Origin of the sequence: Novosphingobium mathurense, assembly GCF_900168325.1 — a bacterium.
GTDB lineage: Bacteria > Pseudomonadota > Alphaproteobacteria > Sphingomonadales > Sphingomonadaceae > Novosphingobium > Novosphingobium mathurense.
Window position 1 is genome coordinate 43,030 of sequence record NZ_FVZE01000009.1, and the last position, 18,310, is coordinate 61,339.

Below are 18,310 nucleotides of genomic sequence, written 5' to 3' on the forward strand. Positions count from 1 at the left end.
CACCATGGGAACAGGTCACAATCATTCTGCCCATCAGCCGATTGTGGTGCGCCAGCGCGGCAAGCACCTCGTCGTCGACATCCACGCTCACCTCAACGTGGTAGCGGCAGAAGAGGCGGTCCGGCAGGCCATTCCAGACCTGCCGCGCGGCCTGCCATTCTCCTGCCCGGCATCCGACGCCGTTAACGGGCGAATGTTTGCGCAGATCGGCTCGCGGCTGAACGGGGTGGCCGAGCGGATCGAGGATATGGATCGACTCGGGGTGGATGTTCAGTCGCTCAGCCCCAATCCCGGGCAGTATTACTATTTCGCGCCGCCCGAGCTTGGTCGTGAGCTTGCCCGGACCATTAACGACGGCATCGCCGAGGCTGTGGCAGCCGTACCGGATCGTCTGGTCGGGCTTGGCACGGTCCCGCTGCAGGACGTGGACTTGGCAATCACGGAAATGCGCCGGGTCGTGCACGACTGCGGAATGCGCGGGATCGAAATCGGGACTAACGTCGGCGGGCGCGACTTTTCGGACCCCGCCTTCCGTCCGTTTTTCGCTGCTGCCGAGGAACTCGGCATCCTGCTGTTCATGCACCCTCTGGGCTTCACCCAGGGCGAGCGGCTGTCAGATCACTACCTGAACAACCTGATCGGCAACCCGCTTGAGTCAACGATTGCACTCAGCCATCTGATCTTTGGCGGCGTATTGGACTCCCATCCGGGCCTGAAGCTTTGCGTCGCCCACGGCGGCGGATACGTGCCTGCCTACAGCGGACGGATGGATCACGCCTTCCGCGCCCGCGAAGATTGTCGCCAGCTCATCGCGCGCGAACCGTCCAGCTATCTCAAGCAGATCTGGTTCGACTCGCTGGTGTTCGACCGTGGGCAGCTCAATCACCTGATCGCCACCTATGGTGCGGACCACGTATGCCTTGGCAGTGATTATCCATTTGACATGGCCGAGCCGGACCCGGTGGGATTTGTGAGCCAGCTCGATAACGATAAACGGGCGCGCGTGCTCGGCCTGAACGCTGCCGAACTGCTGAGCCTGACAACCGGAGAGGACAATTGATGCCCATTCGCCCAATCTCTCGCGCGGCGCTTGCTGCGGCAGTCCTGCTCGCCGGACTTGGCACTGTCGGCACGGCTGCGGGCCAGGCTGGTGCGCCGCCTGCAAGCAAGTTCGTGACCCTGGGCACCCACGGTGGCCCTGTATCCAATCCGACCCGATCGCAACCTGCCAATGCGCTGATCGTGGGTAATGATGTCTACATCGTCGATGTTGGCGACGGAGCCGTGCAGCAGATGGCCAAGTCCGGAATACGTCTCGGCCAGATCAAAGCCGTCTTTATCTCGCACCTGCACTTCGACCACACCGGCGGTCTCGGCGCCTTGCTTGGGCTACGGTTGCAGACCAATGTGCCCGGCAAGCTCACCATCTATGGCCCGCCGGGAACCCGGGAACTCGTCGCCGGACTGGTCAGCTCCGAGCGCCCGGCTAGCGTCGCTGGCTACGGCATTCCGGGGCAGGGTTATGGAAATCCGGCCGACAAGGTCGAGGTCATCGAAATTGCCGATGGTCAGTCGCTTCAAGTCGGGAGCATGACGGTCAAGGTGCGCCAGAACACGCACTACAGCTTTCCGGCCGGGAGCGAGATGGACCAGCATTACAAGTCGGTCTCGTTCCGCTTCAACCTGCCTGACCGCTCGATCGTGGTGACTGGCGACACCGGCCCGAGTGGAGCCGTTGCAGAGCTTGCCAAGGGCGCCGATCTGCTGGTTTCCGAGATGATCGACGAGGAGGCCACCGTCGCCGCCGTGCGTCGCAACTCTCCGAACATGCCGCCAGCGCAGGTTGCCAATGTCGTCGAGCACTTGACCTCGCACCACCTGACCCCAAGCGACGTCGGCAAGCTCGCTGCTACCTCGGGAGTAAAGTCTGTGGTCGTCACTCACCTTGCCGGTGACAATCCGACCAGCGCTGATCTCCTGCGTTACCTCAAGGACATCAAGACCCAGTACGCCGGGCCGGTCATCGTTGCCAGCGATCTCGACCGCTTCTAAGGAGAGCGATCCGTGTATCCATTCGCCACACCAAGCTCGATCGTCCGCAACCGCTGGTACATCGCTGCTTTTTCCAACGAAATCACCCGTGAGCCGATCGAGCGCAAACTGCTTGGCCTGCCGGTAGCGCTCTACCGCAAGGAAAGCGGCGAGCCGGTTGCGATGTATGGTCTGTGCCCGCACCGTTATTACCCGCTCGCCCTTGGCAAGCTGCAGGGCGACGCGCTCGTCTGCGGTTACCACGGCTTCGTGTTCCAGGCCGACGGCAAGTGCAGCGAGATCCCGTCGCAAGGGACGGGTGCTGGATTCTGCCAGCCGACCTACCAGATCGTCGAGAAGGGGCCGCTGTGCTGGATCTGGATGGGCGATGCCGACGAGTGTGACTCCGCACTTATCCCGCCCTATGCTGACTTCGGCCTGGGCGAGCCGGGCTGGCGTTATAGCTCGGCCAATTACTTCCACCTCAAGGGACGTAGCCAGTTGCTGGTCGACAACCTGATGGATCTGACGCATCTGCCCTATGTCCACCATCACATTGGCGGCGGCGAGGCGATGAAGAACCCCTCGATCACCGAAGAGGAGCGTGGTGCAATCTACCGCGTCTCCCGGACCGGAAAAGTGCCTTACACTCCGTTCCACGAACTGGTGTTCGGACCAGAGGCGAAGTTTGAAGGGTTCTCGGATTTTCTCTCGCTCACCGATTTCTATGGTCCGGAGTTCATCCGAACGAGTCTGCCGATTACCACTGCAGTCAACGGACAGGACAGTGTGCCCGAAGCGCTCGGTGCACTTTATATCCTGCACGGGATCACGCCGGAGACCGAGACAACAACCCACTATTTTGGCTTTTCCATGCGCAACTTCCGCCTCGACAGCGAAGAACTCGACGCATTCCAGCACACATCGGACTGCAAAATCCGCCAGCAGGATGTTGACGCGATAGACGCCGTGGAACGCGAGCTCGACGAAGCTGCCGCGCGTCAGCGCGAACTGCTTGTTCGCTCGGATGCCCCTGCGGTCAAGGTTCGCCGCCGGATCGCCGCAATGTTGGAAGCCGAACAGGTTCTCGCAAATTAGTCTGAGGGGCCCCCATGCGCGAAGACCGATTTGTCCGCTACGCCCCTCAAATCCTGGGCATACTGCGGATCATGACAGCCTTGCTCTACATGCAGCATGGACTCCAGAAGCTGTTCAAGTTCCCTGACGCGGGCCACCATCCAGAGCCATTCCAGATTCTGACGCTTGCCGGCATCGCAGGCATTCTTGAAACTTTTGGCGGCTTGTCAGTGCTCTTGGGCCTGTTCATGCGACCGGTCGCCTTCGTGCTCTGCGGACAAATGGCAGTAGCGTATTTTCTCGTCCACCTTGGCAACAATCTCGGCCGACCCAATGGCATCTTCCCGGTGGTGAACGGCGGCGATCTCGCGATCCTGTTCTGCTTCGTCTTCCTCTACCTGTTCATCGCCGGTCCGGGCGCGTTCAGCATCGATGGACGGCTCTCAGCGAAAAAGGGAGAAAAATCGTGAGCGCCAGCTTCTCGGCTCGTGGCGTGTTTGTCACTCCAAATGGCTCGAAATACCTCCAGCAACTCTGCAAGCACTGGGCCTACAACCTATCAGTCACCTTCGATGAGCACCGGGGCGAAATCGTCTTTCCGCGCGAAGGCCGGGGCGGAAATTGGCCGGCAGATGCCAAAGTCGTGCTTGAACTTACGGAAACGGGCCTCGCCTGCAAGATCGAAGCCAGTGCCGAAGGGCAACTCGAAGGCCTGAAAGGGGCGCTCGCCCGCACCTCGACCGGTTCGCGTTCCGTGAAGCACCTGTGCCAGTTGAATGGGAGACGGCAGCATGATGCATGACCAATATATCCGGCGTGAGACGTTGGTCAGCATGACGATCAATGGCGTGTTATCGCTGCTGTTCTTCCTGCTCGTTTTTGGCATTGCTCCCTCGGTGGCCGTCTGGGGCATCGGCAATTGGGTGTTCGACTACCTGCCGCAGAGCTTCATGATCACCCTGATGAGCACACTCGTCCCCGGGGCGCTTACCGCGAAGCGCCTCAAGGCCGGTGTGCTGACACCGTCCGGGAGTGCGTCCCGCCTTCCGCGCCCGCTCTTGTTGCGCGCCCTCCTGATGGCCGTGGTCGCAGCATTGCTCGGGACGACCCTGGTCGCGGCACTCGCTGGTGCAGTCGGTATCGTGACGCTTGGCTGGACCTCGGCACTGGTCATCAAGGTGCTCTACGGCGTCGCACTCGGCGCGGTGGTCACGCCGATCGGGCTGCGGGCAGCACTCACCAACGCCTGAGGATTCCACATGACCCGCCGATTTGTCGATCTCTCGATCACCCTGTGCAACGACGTGGTATCCGACCCGCCGTTTCTCAAACCCGAAATCACTTATCAGACCCACAGCGAAACCATGCCGGAATTGGCGCATTTCTTTCCCGGCGTTACTGCCGAGCAGACGCCAGATTCTGCCGGTTTCGCAGCAGCTGAATGGGTCAGGCTCACTACGCATAGTGGCACCCATCTTGATGCCCCGTGGCATTTCCACCCCACCCAGGATGGCGGCGCACCCGCGCTGACGATCGATCAGATCCCGCTCGAGTGGTGCTTTCAGCCCGGTGTGAAGCTGGATTTCCGCCATTTCGCCGATGGCTATGTGGTTACCGCGCAGGACGTGGAGAACGAACTCCAGAGGATCGGTCACGAGCTTCAACCGCTCGATATCGTGCTGGTGAACACGGCGGCCGGCAAGGCGCTGGGAGATCCCGAATATGTGAGTCGCGGTTGCGGAATGGGCTACGAGGCAACAATGTACCTCACAAGCCGCGGGGTGCGGGTCACCGGTACCGACGCCTGGTCATGGGATGCGCCGTTCGTCCACACAGCGGCAAAGGTCAAAGAGAGCGGCGATGCCTCGCTGATTTGGGAAGGTCACAAGGCGGGCCGCGACATCGGCTATTGCCATCTCGAAAAGCTGCACAACCTTGAGATCCTGCCCCCCACCGGTTTCACGGTCAGCTGCTTTCCGCACAAGATCAAGGGTGCATCGGCCGGGTGGACTAGGGCCGTCGCCATTTTCGAGGACTGAGTGACATGCGTCTTGTAACCTTGGATAATGGCACCGCCGACGGGCAACTCTTGGTAGTTTCCGCCGATGGCACCCGTGGCCTGACCACTCACATTCCGAGCCTTCTTGCCGCAATCGAACATTGGGAGATGGCGGAAAGCACCTTGCGCGACCTCAGCATGCGCCTCGGTGCAGGCGAAGGTGAGCCGCTTGATCATACAAAGCTTCGCGCGCCGCTTCCCCGGTCCTGGCAGTGGCTCGATGGTTCTGCATTTGGGACGCATGGCGAGCTTATGCAGATCGCATTCAATCTCCCGCCGATCGAGACTGACCGCCCGTTGATGTACCAGGGGCTGTCGGATCGATTTCTAGGGCCACGCGAGCCCGCTCCCTTCCCCAGCGAAGCCGACGGGATCGATTTCGAAGGCGAGTTTGGCGTAATCGTCGATGCCGTGCCGATGGGGACAGGCCCGGCAGAGGCGATGCAGCACATCCGTCTCGTCGTCCAAATCAATGACTGGTCGTTGCGCGCCATTGCGCCGGTGGAGATGAAAACCGGTTTCGGGTGGGTTCAAGCAAAGCCCGCGTGCGCGATGGCGCCCTTTGCCGTCACCCCGGATGAATTGGGCGAGGCTTGGCGAGACGGACGGGTTTGTATGGATCTTCACGTGTCCTGGAATGGTCGGCCTTTTGGGCATGCCACAGGTGCGGCGATGGACTTCGGCTTTCACGAACTTGTCGCCCATGCAGCACGCACCCGCAATCTCGTGGCCGGAACGATCATTGGATCAGGAACTATTTCGAACAGCAACTATGCCGAAGTTGGGTCCAGTTGTATCTCGGAACGGCGCGCGATTGAAATCATAGCGGGCGGAAATCCGGAAACACCATTCATGAGCTTTGGTGACATGGTCCGGATGGAAGGGACATTGCCTGATGGTAACTATCCGTTTGGCGTCATCGAACAGCAGGTCGTGCAAGCAGCCTCAGCCAACTAACATTACAGTTGTGATTTAATCTTCAAGTGCGCCGCTTGGGCGGCAGCCTGATGCGCGCGTCGCCATACAGACCATGCGATGTAATGTGCAGGTCTGATCTGGCGCTGACTGAGCCGACTGGCGATGTGTCTAATCTCTTGGACTGACCAGCGGATCAGGGGCCTGCAGAGGCCATTCGTACTGGCACCAGATTACACAGTCGAGCTACCGCAGCTACTGCCGCACCAAATTCGGGAACGTCGGCGTCGCCGGCAAAAGCCATGCCGCGCACGAACCGCTCATATTCCCTGGTATACTCAGGATCAGTTGCCAGCTTCTCACGCATCGCCGCAAGACGGTCCCGCGGTGCCATATTGGCAACGCCGCCGCCGCCCCTGTGGCTGTCTTCCGCAAGGATCGTCTTTAATAGCGTAGGAAATTCAGGATGCTCCATCGCCAGCGGTTCCAATGCCGCCAAGTCGTGCAAATGGCGGACGATAGTGGGATCATCATCCTCATGCGCACGGTCGCGCAACAGCATTCGCCACGAGAAAGCACTCAACTTATCGGCCGCTGTCTCGACAGGATCGATGCAGGCAATATCGGGTACCTCTGGCGCAGACCGCGCATATTGCCCGGCAAGCGAGGTAATGGCTTTGTGTTGGACCGCAAGCCGGGGCGACTTGGCCGAGACCTGAGCGAGAATATGCGGCCGCAATGAACTATGCGGCTGCATGACAGTCGGATAAGTCATCTCAAGCTCGATGAAGCGATGCTCGTCGCGTGAGATGCATGAGGTGACATTGAAGCCCAACTCCGTCCAGGTATCTACTATCGCATCGCGAAACGCCTTGAGCACTTGCCTGCGCTGGTTTCGGCTTCGCGCCATGAAGCCGTCCGATAGGAGAAGCTTGAAGTCGATATCCTCCGAGAAACGGCTGATGAGACCATAGGCTTTGAGCAGCGAGGTGCCGCCCGAGAAGACTGGGGTAAAATTCTCCGTCGCAAGACCGGACAACCGTTCTATTGCCTGGACGACGAACCAATCCTTCTCGACAAAAGCTTCATCGACGGCGAGCGCACCTGCGACGCGGCCCAATAGGGCATCATCGGGCGCGTTCGAGAACGACATAATTTCCGTTATATCCTATCTTGCGGCGAATCCGGTCCTCGACCGTGATTGTTCGGCCTGTTGGTACCTGCGTCGACCGGCCACGATTATAGGCATCTTCAAAGGAGGACGGCGCCACCTTCTTGCCAAGGCGACCCAGTGCCTCAGTTGCGAGCTTCTTGATGCCGACGATTGGAACCGGCTTGCCGGTAAATGGGGAAACCTCGGCCTTGGCATAAAGTCCGTAACCTATCTGGACGAGCTGCCCGTTCTTGGCCTGCTGACGCAGGGCCCTGCCGATGGCGTCATAGCTGCCCAGCGGCGCGAAATCACGGCGCAGGAAGACATTGCGCTTTGACCGGCTGACCTTTCTTGCAATGGCATCGGCAATCGTCCCGGTGATGGGAGCTCGCTTGCCCGTCGTCGCCTTGCGATACTGGCCGCGCGCCACCCGTTCGACACGCTTGTCTTTTATTAGCTGGCGAAGCGTACGGCCGACAGAATCATAATCGGCATCGAGCTGGAGTTCCCTCCTGTTCAATATCTGGCCCGCATCGAGCCTCTCGAGAATCTGATCAGCTAGTGATGTCATATGATAACCAAAATACGACTTTTACGGCATCGTATATAGCCATTTCCGATAAAATCTCAAGGGTTGTAGCTGAGCGGAGGGCGGTCAGGCGAGATTGGGGCCCGAATGCGGCAATCTGGCTTCACCCGGGGCTGCTGATCTCATCGCGCAGGACATTCTTGTTGCCCACTTATTGGCACGGCCGCGGGCGCCGGGTACCGGATCCCTTTGGGCGAACAGCGAAGTGGTGAGCCCGGCTTCCTGTCGTTTGCGACCAGGCTACGGTGAAGACGGCCGCATCGATTAATGGTAGAAGCGTTTCTGTCGTGCTTGGTCTTGTCGGCGTGGTCATGATGGATGTGGGTTTGCGATGAACCCCTGCGGGGAGAGCATGAGGATAGGGTGGCCGTGCCATCCTGATGGCACGGATTTCAACGGCTCCGAATCATCAAAACATAAATACCATCAATATGATATGGTCAATAATTTACATAATGTATATTATCTTCTCAAAATATTGTAAGCGGTGGATTCTATTTCGAAGTGCGAAATCCGAGCATTTTGGGGCCTTGGCCCCCTATCGAGGAAATCGCATGGCACCTCCCTATCGACAGCTTTGCCTGGATGAGCGCGAAACGATTTATCGCATGAACGAAGCGGGTATGCCTGTGAGCGCGATTGCGGAAAGGCTCGGTCGACATCGCTCGACAATCTATCGCGAGTTGCGTCGCAATTACTTCTACGACGAAGACGCCTGGTTTCGCGGTTATTTTCCCAAAGTTGCCCATCGCATTGCCCGAGAACGTCGTGCGCCCGGCCGCAAACTCCTGCGCCATCCTTTACTCGCAGCTTACGTAATAGAAGGCCTACAACGCTGTTGGTCTCCGGAGCAGATCGCCGGCAGGCTGCGCCTCGAAGCGCCTTTTTCCCAGCGCGTCAGCCACGAGACCATCTATCGATACGTCTATGGCGCCGAGGGAAAGCGGCAGGACCTTTACCGACATTTGCCCTGGGCGCGCCGTTGTCGCCGCCCACGCCGCGCACGCAAGCCGCGCGGGTTACAGATTCCGGCTGCCAACGGGATCAAGCAGCGCCCTGCCGAAATTGCCAATCGCCAGGACTTTGGCCACTGGGAAGGAGATCTCATGGCCTTCCGCCAAATCTACGGAAAGGCCAATCTGGCCTGCCTCGTGGAACGCAAGAGCCGATTCGCCATAGTCTGGCGCAATCCGAACCGCGGTTCGGCGGGCATCATGGCGGGCATTTGCCAGCACCTTGCCCCCTTCCCCCATGCCTTGCGACAAAGCGTCACGTTTGATCGGGGGACTGAATTCGCCGGGTTCCGCGCGCTCCAATCCGAATTGAAGATGTGCAGCTATTTCTGCGACCCAAAGGCCCCATGGCAAAAAGGTGGCGTCGAGAATTTCAACGGCCGGTTGCGCCGCTTCCTACCTTCGGACACCGATATTGCCGCGATGGAAGTGCCTCAGATCGAAGCCATCTGCCACCAGCTCAACAGCACTCCACGCAAGTGTCTTGGCTATCGCACATCCAGAGAGGTCCTCATGCAGCAAGTCGCCCTCACCTCAATGCCTATGAATCAGCTGGAGCATCGAACAAACGTCGCACTTCAAATGGAACTCAAAAGGCCTCTTCAGTTTCTGCCATTTCCAATTGAGGGATCATTAAATGGAAGAATGCTGTGGCGGTAAGATAAGCCAGCGAAGACACAACGAACATTGGCCAGTAACCAAATCCTGTTGTGAGGGACCAACCAGCGAATTCGATCATTGCTAGACCAGTTATGTTACCTGCTACTGAGCTCATTGCAGTGACTGTTCCGACGCGCTTGAGCGGCACAATATCGGTCGTAAGCCCGAAAACGTTGGTGACAAAACCGTTGTGCGCAAACAATGCAAGTCCAATCACTACTGCCGCGGTCCAGGCACTAGCCATCTGCAAAGCCAGTGGGACCGGTAGGATAAGAACGGCAAACAAAGTCATCGAAAGCTTGCGAGCGGCATTCATACTTAACCCGCGCCGAATTAGAGTTGGAAACAACATGCCGCTGACAAGTGCACCCATTGCCGCCATGGCATAAGACAAAGCGACCGGCCCTCCAATCTCGGCCTGGCCAAGGTGAAAGACCTTGCTGAACAAGTCAGGGATCCAGAACAGCATAAACCACCAAACCATGTCTGCTAGCGCCTTGGTCCAAACAATTGCCCATGTCTTGCGGTCTGACAGCAGCTCTTTCCACACCGCCTCGCCGGCTTCCGGATGTTCGGCCTGATGAGCAACGGTTTTTAGACTACGCGTCGAAGCGAACCAAGCCACCACCCACACCAGCCCGAGACTACCAGTAAACAAGAATGCGGCCTGCCAGCCGAACCATACGGCGATCAGCGGAATTGCAAGTGGCGTCAGGATTGCACCCAGGCTTGGCGCCGAAGCGATGACCCCAAGCCCAATAGAACGCTCCCGCAACGGAAGATATTGCGCCGTGGCCTTAACAGTTGCTGGTCCCGCAACAGACTCGCCTACCGAGAGGGTGACGCGTGCAACGACAAACTGACTGACGCTCGACGCAAATGCATGCGCCATCCCTGCCAGGCTCCAGATCGCCACTGCAACACCATAGGCGCGGCGGACACCAAAGCGATCAACAAGAACACCTGAGAAGAAAACGCTGATCGCCATCGCAAGGCTGAATGCCGATCCAAGATGCGCGAAGTCTTCGTCGCTCCACCCAAATGTCGTTTCAAGTGTAGGTTTTAGGAGTGCAAGCACCTGCCTGTCGACGTAGGCTAACACCGTCCCGAAAAATATAAGTACAATGAGCCCATAACGGGTTCGCCGACTGTGCTTTATTCCAGCATTCATCTGCATCTCCAAGGCCATCAGCCCTACCGTTTTGCGCAATGTTCACAAACAGCGACGCTTTCCGCGTGACCGGCCTGCCTCGTCAGCTGGTCTGATTTGAAACCTCAATGGAAAGCGCCCATTTTTTTCGAAGCAAAAAGAAACATGCGGCGATACCGGAAATCAAGAACACGGCAATGAGGATCATGGGACCTGAGTAACTACCGGTTTCCTGAAGCAGCCAGCCTGTCAATATCGCACCTGCGACCCCAGCAAGAGAGGCAAAGATGTTTTGTACGCTAGCGATCAGCCCCACGCACTCCTTCGGGATCAGCGTCATGCGACAAAGCGCCAGGTAGTTCGCCGATGCCAGGCCCAGTCCCGACAACGAGAACAGGGCGCAGAAGATGGCCAAATCACGGGATGCCGTCATGAAGCCGAACACCTCTGTCAGTGCCACAAAAAAACCGGCCATAACGAATCCCTTGCGAACCGCGACCGGATCGCGACCCCGTTTAATGAGGGCATCGGCAATCCAGCCCGACGGCAATGCGACCGCCGTGATACCGATGAAGCTGAAGAACTGCACGTATCCCATTTCGGTGAGAGTCAATTTCCAATTTTCAACCAGATAAATTGGCGTCCACGTCATGCAGTAGTAGAGAAAATATGCATAGGCCCAGTCCACGACAATTGTCCCAAGAACCACTGGGTTCATGAAGATCCTCGACAATGGAACGCGACCCACATTCTCCTTCTTCTCCATCGCCGATTTTTGGGCAGAACCGTCGGGCGTGCAATAAAATAGCCAGGGAGGTAGGATGAAGAGAAGACCGCCAACTGCGAGAAGAAAATAGAGCACCTGCCAGGAATCAAAGTTGACGATGAACCATGCCGCGACTGGCGCGCCGATCGCCGGACCGAGCTTTGTCCCGGCAAGATAGACTGCAACGGCCAGTCCCATCTGCCTTTCTTCGAAACTGTTGCGCATCCACCGAAAGTTGGCCGGTACGACAATAGCTTCGCCGAAACCTGCCAGGAGCAGCGCCATAGCGAGTTGGAAGACGGACATACTCACGCCACAGGCAACGCAAGCAACAGACCAAATGACTAGACAGATCGCGTATGGATATTTCACTCCGAACCGGTCGACGACAAGTCCCATAGGGATCTGGAAGGCTGCCATGGACCAGAAAAACACGGAATTGAGAAGGCCGCGATCAAGGTTGGTAAGGTGGAAATTTTGAACGAATATCGGATAGGCCATGACGCTTGTGAGGTTGATGCGTGCCATGAACGCAAAAACGCCTCGTAAGCTCAAAACAAGTAGCAGGCTCCAAATAACGAACTGGCTATTGCGGTCCTTTGCTGGGCTTAGGGACTGCGCCTTAGGTTGCTCCCACTCACCCTTCACAGGATTTCTATCCTTCATTATTATCATCTGCACAGCACTTCACCGATCGTTCTGCTCGCGGTGATGCAGGTCCATTACTTCCCCCGCGGCGATGTTGCAAAGCCGGCGGGTCCAAATGCACCCGCCGACTCCGAGAGAGTTGTATACTATTAGAACTTCACCTGGGCTCGCGCACCAAATGTGGCAGGAGCGGCAAAAATGTAGGTGTTCGTTCCAATAAACGAGCCCGTGCTGACGCCAGCAAGATAGACAGTGTTGGTTACGTTACGGCCATAGAGCTGCACGCTCCAGTTCCCGTCGGGAGAGTCATAGGTCAAGCTCACGTCAAGCGTCCCATATGGACGTTGCCGATCGGTCGAGGCATTGAAGAACGTAAAGTAAGATTCCGTGCGGTAGACAGCATCGACACGAGGCGTGACCGTACCACCATTCGCCATCTCGAACTTATGCTCATAACCGCCTGCCAGAGCCCAGACAGGGGCTTGGATAAGACGATTCCCTGACTGCTGGACATTCGCACTGCCGACCCGGACCGCAAAGTCCTTGTACTTGGCATCGAGCCAGTTGACTGAGAGGTCGAGCTTGTCATTCGCCGTCGCATTCCAATCAAGCTGAGCTTCAATGCCGTTGACCCGAGAGGAGCCAGCATTCAAGACTTCCGTCCCAGCTGCGGTCAGCGTGCTGACTTGCTGATCCGTGTAATCATAGTGAAACGCCGTCAAGTTCAACTGCATAGAGTTGTTTAGGAAGCGATTCTTGGACCCGATTTCATAAGCGACAACGGATTCTGGTCCATATTGATTGATCGAAGTGAAGCCGCCCGACTTGTAACCCTTGTCGATCTTTGCGTAGATCAGACTGCGCGGCGCAATCTGATAATCGATGCCCGCGTGATAAGTTACAGAAGAGTCGTTCGAAATACCATCGCCGGGACTAAAGGTGAGCGTCGGCTGCGAGGTATAGGTTGCCGTGAGTGACGGACCAGTCCAGGCACCTCCGGTCCGCGACTTCTCATCTTTCGACCATCTCAGACCACCGCTTACCTTCAACTTGTCAGTCAGTTCATAATTTACCTGACCGAACACGGCCTTCGAGTTCACATGCACATCGAATTCGAAGTTGCGAAGAACATAGGGAAGTTGATAATTGAGACTGTGGACGTTGACATCCTGAGTATAAAGGAAGCCGCCGATCTGCCAACTGAGGGGTCCCGACCCAGTAGAAGCGAGTCTGAATTCGTGGCTCAAATCTTCCGAGGTCTCGCCTCGCCTGAATGCATAAAATCCTCTGGAAGTGCTATTATTGGCGGTCCCGTCATTGTCATTAAGATGGGTCGCATCAAGATAGACATAACCAAACAGATAGGTCGCCTTGATCGGTCCGAAATCGTAATCAATTTGAGTCGAAACATTGCGGCGCGTTACATTAAGATCGCCGACCGTATTTAAGGGAAATGCTTTTGCCTGAGACCAACTTGTCGGCGGGTTTGCGATTGTCGTCGACTGACCAAATGCCACAGGACCGACCCCGCCTTGGTGGACTAGTGTACCTGAGACCAACCAGCTCAACTGATCATTTGGCTTGTAAAGGGCCTGAAAACGAAATGCCTTAGTGTTTTCATCGTCACCGCGCAAACTCGCGCGGTTTGACGGATCGCCAACCCCGGGGATGGTGGTAGCAACGTCACCCGTAGAAGGAATCGAATTGTTTCGGTAGCCCTTGTGCGACCGAGTCATGAAAGAGGCGCGAAGGGCCAGCGTATCGCTGACGGGGAAATTGACAGCACCTTCGGTGTTGATCGTTTGATAGTTGCCGACGGTAACTGCGGCGTTGCCATTGAAATCCGACGTCGGCTTATTCGTGACGACATTGATGACACCGCCGGTCGCATTGCGACCGTACAGTGTGCCTTGCGGGCCGCGAAGAACTTCAATGCGATCGACATCAAAAAAGGCAGCATTCATACCGGTCGGGCGCTGTAGAAATATACCGTCGATGTTGACAGCAACAGCCGGATCACCAATTTCTGTGGTGTCACGGCCCGAAACACCGCGAACTGTAATAATGGTCGCGGTGGTGGACGTTGCCATCTGAAGTCCGGGATTAATCGATTGAAGCGCGCTGATGTCACTTACGTTGCGCTTGCCGAGCGTATCCGCGCTGAGCACGTCGATGGCTATCGCGGTCTTCTGAACGTTCGCTTCCCGCTTTTCTGCGGTCACGATGATTTCCTGGATCTCATTGGACGACGGAGGCTGCTCAGCAGCAGCTTGAGCCATCGATGGTACCGCCAAAGCAACAGCTGTAGTTGTAAAATATAGTGCGCGGAGCTTCATGCATCCCCTCCATGTTACGGGTGTTTTCCCCGCCAAGTTGTCGATCGGTTGATAAAAGCGCGCGGTGTCTCACGTCGCCTTTATTCAACCGGTACCGTAACGGGACTCGAAAAGAGCATCGCCCGGAGGTCTGCATGTATGACCGCATTGCGGACATCAGTCAATCGTGTTACTGGCTTTCTTCAACGATGACCCCAGATTCACTATGCGCGGTTCGCATTTTTGACACACTTTGCACAGTAATTTATACGAATTCTGGCCCTCTTATCCAGTTCACATTTAACATTTTATAGTGATATATCAGATGGTTATAATATCATTAGTCAGGCATTCTAAATTTTCAGTCATCGACAGACGTGCTCATCCTCGGACGCTAAGCATAATGTTCGGATAATGAACAGTTCGGAACAAAGAAATTGGAATTGAATGTCGCAAAACTGCCGCGTGACAATAAGTATGCCCAATGTGCAATCCGCTGCAGGTCGCGCAAAAACGACCGAACCCCAACTTCGATTCCGAAACTTTTTGTGCATGAAATAGCATGAATATTGAATTTGAGAGCTCGGAGGCAAAGTGATGGATAGGGACAGCGGTGACCGACAAGGGCGCTGCGAGTCAAAGGGCGCCGCAGGAATTTCTCGACGAGAGGTATTCGGCCTGACTACGGCAGTGTCGTGTACTATACCAGGCAAGCTTTTCGCCTCCACAGGGACGCCAGAAACGTCCGCCCCTTTGACTATCTCTTGCCAGGGCAGCTTTGCGGTCGCAGGGAGTGTGAGTACCATGTCAGGGAGCTACGACTCCCTAAGCGGCAAGTCCGACGGACAGACCCTCCATGCCGATCACGCCAGCGTATTCTACCAGCTTCCTGTCCTGCCGCGACGCCTGCCTATCGTCTTCTGGCACGGCAATTGGCAATCCTCGCGGTGCTGGCAAAGTACACCCGACGGCCGTGAGGGTTTTCAGTCTTTGTTCCTGCGCCGAGGATACGGAGTCTATCTGCTTGACCAACCACGTAGGGGACATGCCGGTCGGACCAGCATTGGCACCGTCATCGAAGTGCTGCATGATGAACAACGCTGGTTCGAAACCTTTCGCCTCGGGCATTGGCCCGGCTTTTTCGATAATGTGCAGTTTTCTAAGAATCCCGAAGCGCTCGAACAGTTTTTCCGCCTAATGCTGCCCAACACTGGACCTTTCGATCTTGACCTGGCGGTTGGCGCAACCAGCGCGCTGTTCGATCGCCTCGAGGCCGGCATCTTGATGACCCATTCGCACAGCGGCGGATTGGGCTGGCTGACTGCGATGAAGAATCCGGGTGTCAGAGGTATCATCGCAATTGAACCGGCGCTCAACTTCGTCTTTCCGGTTGGCGACGCGCCCGAACCGATAACAGTGGGAAATGCGCGCTTTGAATCAACAGCGGTGACTCCAGAGGAGTTTCGAGCACTAACACGAATCCCGATCCTTGTGATCTACGGCGACAACATTCCCGACGAGCGCGCCGATAATCCTTATCAAGACCGCTGGCGGATCTGGCTGCAGCTTGCGAAAAAATGGCGCGATGTGGTCAATCGAGCGGGGGGGCACGTAACGCTTGTCCACCTTCCCAAACACGGGATCACCGGAAACACCCACTTCCCGTTCTCGGACATCAACAATGCTGAGGTTGCTTCCCTCATTGCCACGTTCCTCGAAACGAATGGGCTAAGCGGCCGCGACAGCTAGAAGGCTGCATTGAGCAGCCCCACGAAAGACGCTGCGGATCTTTGCTTGCAGTATTATCCACGAACTGCCCTGGAGAGACTCTATGATTGCTGCACCGCTCACCCATTCTCAGCACCCGGTAATCTTGGGCGAAAGCGGAATCAAGGTATCGCCAATGGCTTGGGGCATGTGGCGATGTGCCGAAACCCCCTTCGAACAGGTCATGAAAGCCGCCCAGACCGCCGTTGAATGCGGTCTTACGCTATTCGATACGGCCGATATTTACGGCAGCCGCACGAAGACCGGTTTCGGTACAGCGGAGATGGTGTTGGGTCAAATCCTCGAGTCTGAGCCAACACTGCGACAACACATCATCATCGCCACCAAGGGTGGCTTGTTCCCGGGCGTGCCCTATATCTCTAGCGGAGACTATCTGGCACAGGCCGTGGATGGGTCGTTGAGGCGCCTGCGCACCGATTGCATCGATCTCTACCAGATCCACCGTAGAGACCTACTGACGCATCCCCAGGAGGTTGCACGCGCGCTCGATCTAATGGTCACTTCCGGTAAAGTGCGCTGCATCGGTGTGTCGAACCACAGCCCCGCACAATTTGCGGCGCTGCAGTCCTTTCTTTCGGTTCCAATCGTCAGCAACCAGATCGAGTTCTCGCCCATGTGCATCAACCCGTTGTTCGACGGATCCCTGGAAGATGCGATGCACCGCGGGGCGGCCGTCCTCGCATGGTCTCCTCTGGGCGGCGGCAACCTGCTGTCGACCAGCTCGCGGGTAGTCGACGCCTTGCGCGCCAATGCTGAAGCGCGAGGCACCGATCTGGCTGCAGTTGCACTGTCATGGATCTTGGCGCATCCCGCCCGAATTGTGCCCATCATTGGATCACAGGACGCAGACCGACTGAAGCGTTCAAACGATGCTCTGAAAATCTATTGGACGCGTCAAGAGTGGTATCAAGTCCTACAGGCGTCCTTAGGTACGCGGCTTCCCTAAGCAGGCAAGCTAAGGCACGGCAGCGGGGGCCTTACGGTGCGGCGGCGATCAATATCCCGCGATCACGCCCCCGCTCCCGGCGATACCATACGATTGGGTCGGAGCCGTCATCAGAAGACGATATCCTTGGGCGCGAAGACGCTCAACATTGCGTTCATCGACATGCGGGTTGCCCACGATCACGCTGTATGTGCGACAGATTTCGACGATCCGGTTGATCTGTCCGGCAACCTCGGGATGCTCATACTGCCGTGGATAGCCAAGCGCCTGACTCAGGTCGCCCTGCCCGACAAGACAAAAGCCTATTCCCGGCACATTGGCGAGTATATCCGCAAGGTTCTCGATTGCCTCGAGGCTTTCAACCATTAGGCCCACGACAAGTTCGCCATGTGGTGCAAGTGGCCATACATCGGCCCTTTGGTAATATTCGGCTTGGGTCAACCCCCAGTAGCGCGCTGCTGATGCCGGACCGTCTCCACGCACCCCCTTCGGCTCGTAGAGCGGGGCATTTCCAGGGCGTGGATAGCGGCACGCGGCGACAGTGTTGTAAGCTTGCTCCACAGTCGCGATATGTGGTGCGATGATCCCGTAGACCCCACGATCGAGCACCTGTTTCGCGAGAAACTGGTTCATTTCAGCCCCATTTGCCGGAATACGCGCGATTGGTGTCACACTCGGTGCAATAGAACCTGTCATTGCGATTGCGCGGCGATCTAGCATGTATTGCAGCGCATTGCCGAGTCCCGCTGCGTCGTATGGATTGTGTTCCATTTCGAACACGACTCCATCATAGGGCGAACCGGACAACTGCTCGGCGACGAGAATGTCTACCTTGGCAAAGCAACTTATGGCCGTACGTCCTTCCTCCCATGCGCGGATAAAGCCATTCAAACGTGGTTGGGACATGCCGATTGTGCTCCTTAAATACTTTGTAGGCCTTACCTGCCAGGTCGTTCACGCGAACCGAGCCACGAACCCTTCCCGCCTCCAGCCTGATGGTGGGCAAGGCAGATTGCCTTGCACCTTTGAAGCAGCGTCCTGGCCCATTATAACCTTGACCGGCGAGCCTAACAGGTCACCAAGAGTGGACTTTGTACTGATTGACCACATTACGGCCATATTTTCACCCGTCAACTCCCTTGCCACCGAGATAAGTGGTTGCGAAGGATCAACCATAATCTTGCATTTTACGCTTATCAA

At 56.8% G+C, this 18,310-nt stretch carries 16 protein-coding genes and 1 pseudogene; 11 read left to right on the forward strand and 6 right to left on the reverse strand.

Translation table 11 applies throughout. The annotated features are described in order from the left end of the window. Positions 1–4: 4 nt before the first annotated feature. Genes B5483_RS19430 through B5483_RS19465 form a run of 8 tightly spaced genes read left to right on the forward strand, consistent with a single transcriptional unit; the run spans position 5 to position 6,124 of the window. Positions 5–1,060 (forward strand): amidohydrolase family protein, encoded by a 1,056-nt coding sequence (locus B5483_RS19430; protein WP_079731619.1) that lies wholly within the window; start codon positions 5–7, stop codon positions 1,058–1,060. Further along, positions 1,060–2,052 carry an MBL fold metallo-hydrolase gene (locus B5483_RS19435; protein ID WP_245829404.1) on the forward strand — a complete coding sequence of 331 codons (993 nt, stop codon included), beginning with the start codon at positions 1,060–1,062 and terminating at the stop codon, positions 2,050–2,052. The genes B5483_RS19430 and B5483_RS19435 overlap by 1 nt, the downstream gene beginning before the upstream one ends. A 12-nt stretch (positions 2,053–2,064) precedes the next feature. Next, positions 2,065–3,129, forward strand: a complete 1,065-nt coding sequence (locus tag B5483_RS19440) for an aromatic ring-hydroxylating oxygenase subunit alpha (RefSeq protein WP_079731620.1) — start codon at positions 2,065–2,067, stop codon at positions 3,127–3,129. Positions 3,130–3,143: 14 nt separating this feature from the next. Then, a complete protein-coding gene (locus tag B5483_RS19445; protein WP_079731621.1) occupies positions 3,144–3,578 on the forward strand; it encodes a DoxX family protein in 435 nt (144 codons plus the stop codon). Beyond that, on the forward strand, positions 3,575–3,910 hold the full coding sequence (locus B5483_RS19450; protein ID WP_342743696.1) for a DUF2218 domain-containing protein: 336 nt from the start codon (positions 3,575–3,577) through the stop codon (positions 3,908–3,910). Before B5483_RS19445 ends, B5483_RS19450 begins: the two co-directional genes overlap by 4 nt. Then, entirely contained in the window at positions 3,900–4,358 is a 459-nt protein-coding gene (locus B5483_RS19455) for a hypothetical protein (RefSeq protein ID WP_079731622.1), read from the forward strand. The genes B5483_RS19450 and B5483_RS19455 overlap by 11 nt, the downstream gene beginning before the upstream one ends. A 9-nt stretch (positions 4,359–4,367) precedes the next feature. Next, complete coding sequence (locus B5483_RS19460) at positions 4,368–5,147, forward strand: cyclase family protein (RefSeq protein ID WP_079731623.1); 780 nt, start codon at positions 4,368–4,370, stop codon at positions 5,145–5,147. Between the two features lie 5 nt (positions 5,148–5,152). Continuing rightward, the gene (locus B5483_RS19465) at positions 5,153–6,124 is read left to right on the forward strand and encodes a fumarylacetoacetate hydrolase family protein (RefSeq protein ID WP_079731624.1); all 972 of its coding nucleotides are present in this window, start codon (positions 5,153–5,155) and stop codon (positions 6,122–6,124) included. 154 nt (positions 6,125–6,278) lie between these two features. Here B5483_RS19465 and B5483_RS19470 read toward each other — a convergent pair whose 3' ends face one another. Together B5483_RS19470 and B5483_RS19475 are read right to left on the reverse strand one after the other, a co-directional pair. Continuing rightward, a complete protein-coding gene (locus B5483_RS19470) occupies positions 6,279–7,235 on the reverse strand; it encodes a nucleotidyl transferase AbiEii/AbiGii toxin family protein (RefSeq protein ID WP_176168130.1) in 957 nt (318 codons plus the stop codon). Beyond that, on the reverse strand, positions 7,210–7,806 hold the full coding sequence (locus B5483_RS19475; RefSeq protein ID WP_079731626.1) for a hypothetical protein: 597 nt from the start codon (positions 7,804–7,806) through the stop codon (positions 7,210–7,212). Before B5483_RS19475 ends, B5483_RS19470 begins: the two co-directional genes overlap by 26 nt. A 572-nt stretch (positions 7,807–8,378) precedes the next feature. Between B5483_RS19475 and B5483_RS19480 the strand changes: the two are divergent. Then, positions 8,379–9,353 (forward strand): annotated as a pseudogene (locus B5483_RS19480) (IS30 family transposase); the annotation flags it as partial. Between the two features lie 73 nt (positions 9,354–9,426). Here B5483_RS19480 and B5483_RS19485 read toward each other — a convergent pair. The 3 genes from B5483_RS19485 to B5483_RS19495 all read right to left on the reverse strand — a co-directional run bounded on the left by B5483_RS19485 (position 9,427) and on the right by B5483_RS19495 (position 14,397). Further along, positions 9,427–10,686 carry an MFS transporter gene (locus B5483_RS19485; protein ID WP_245829406.1) on the reverse strand — a complete coding sequence of 420 codons (1,260 nt, stop codon included), beginning with the start codon at positions 10,684–10,686 and terminating at the stop codon, positions 9,427–9,429. 64 nt (positions 10,687–10,750) lie between these two features. Beyond that, positions 10,751–11,941, reverse strand: coding sequence for an MFS transporter (locus tag B5483_RS19490; protein ID WP_176168131.1), 1,191 nt, complete (start codon positions 11,939–11,941; stop codon positions 10,751–10,753). Between the two features lie 269 nt (positions 11,942–12,210). Next, positions 12,211–14,397, reverse strand: coding sequence for a TonB-dependent receptor (locus B5483_RS19495; protein ID WP_079731628.1), 2,187 nt, complete (start codon positions 14,395–14,397; stop codon positions 12,211–12,213). A 783-nt stretch (positions 14,398–15,180) separates the two neighbouring features. Between B5483_RS19495 and B5483_RS19500 the strand changes: the two genes are divergently transcribed. Further along, the gene (locus B5483_RS19500) at positions 15,181–16,125 is read left to right on the forward strand and encodes an alpha/beta hydrolase (protein WP_217698228.1); all 945 of its coding nucleotides are present in this window, start codon (positions 15,181–15,183) and stop codon (positions 16,123–16,125) included. Positions 16,126–16,207: 82 nt separating this feature from the next. Beyond that, positions 16,208–17,110: an aldo/keto reductase gene (locus B5483_RS19505; RefSeq protein WP_079731629.1), complete on the forward strand. Its 903-nt coding sequence runs from the start codon at positions 16,208–16,210 to the stop codon at positions 17,108–17,110. A 48-nt stretch (positions 17,111–17,158) separates the two neighbouring features. Here the strand turns inward: B5483_RS19505 and B5483_RS19510 are convergent, their stop codons facing one another. Beyond that, positions 17,159–18,016: an HpcH/HpaI aldolase family protein gene (locus B5483_RS19510; protein WP_079731630.1), complete on the reverse strand. Its 858-nt coding sequence runs from the start codon at positions 18,014–18,016 to the stop codon at positions 17,159–17,161. Positions 18,017–18,310: the final 294 nt, after the last annotated feature.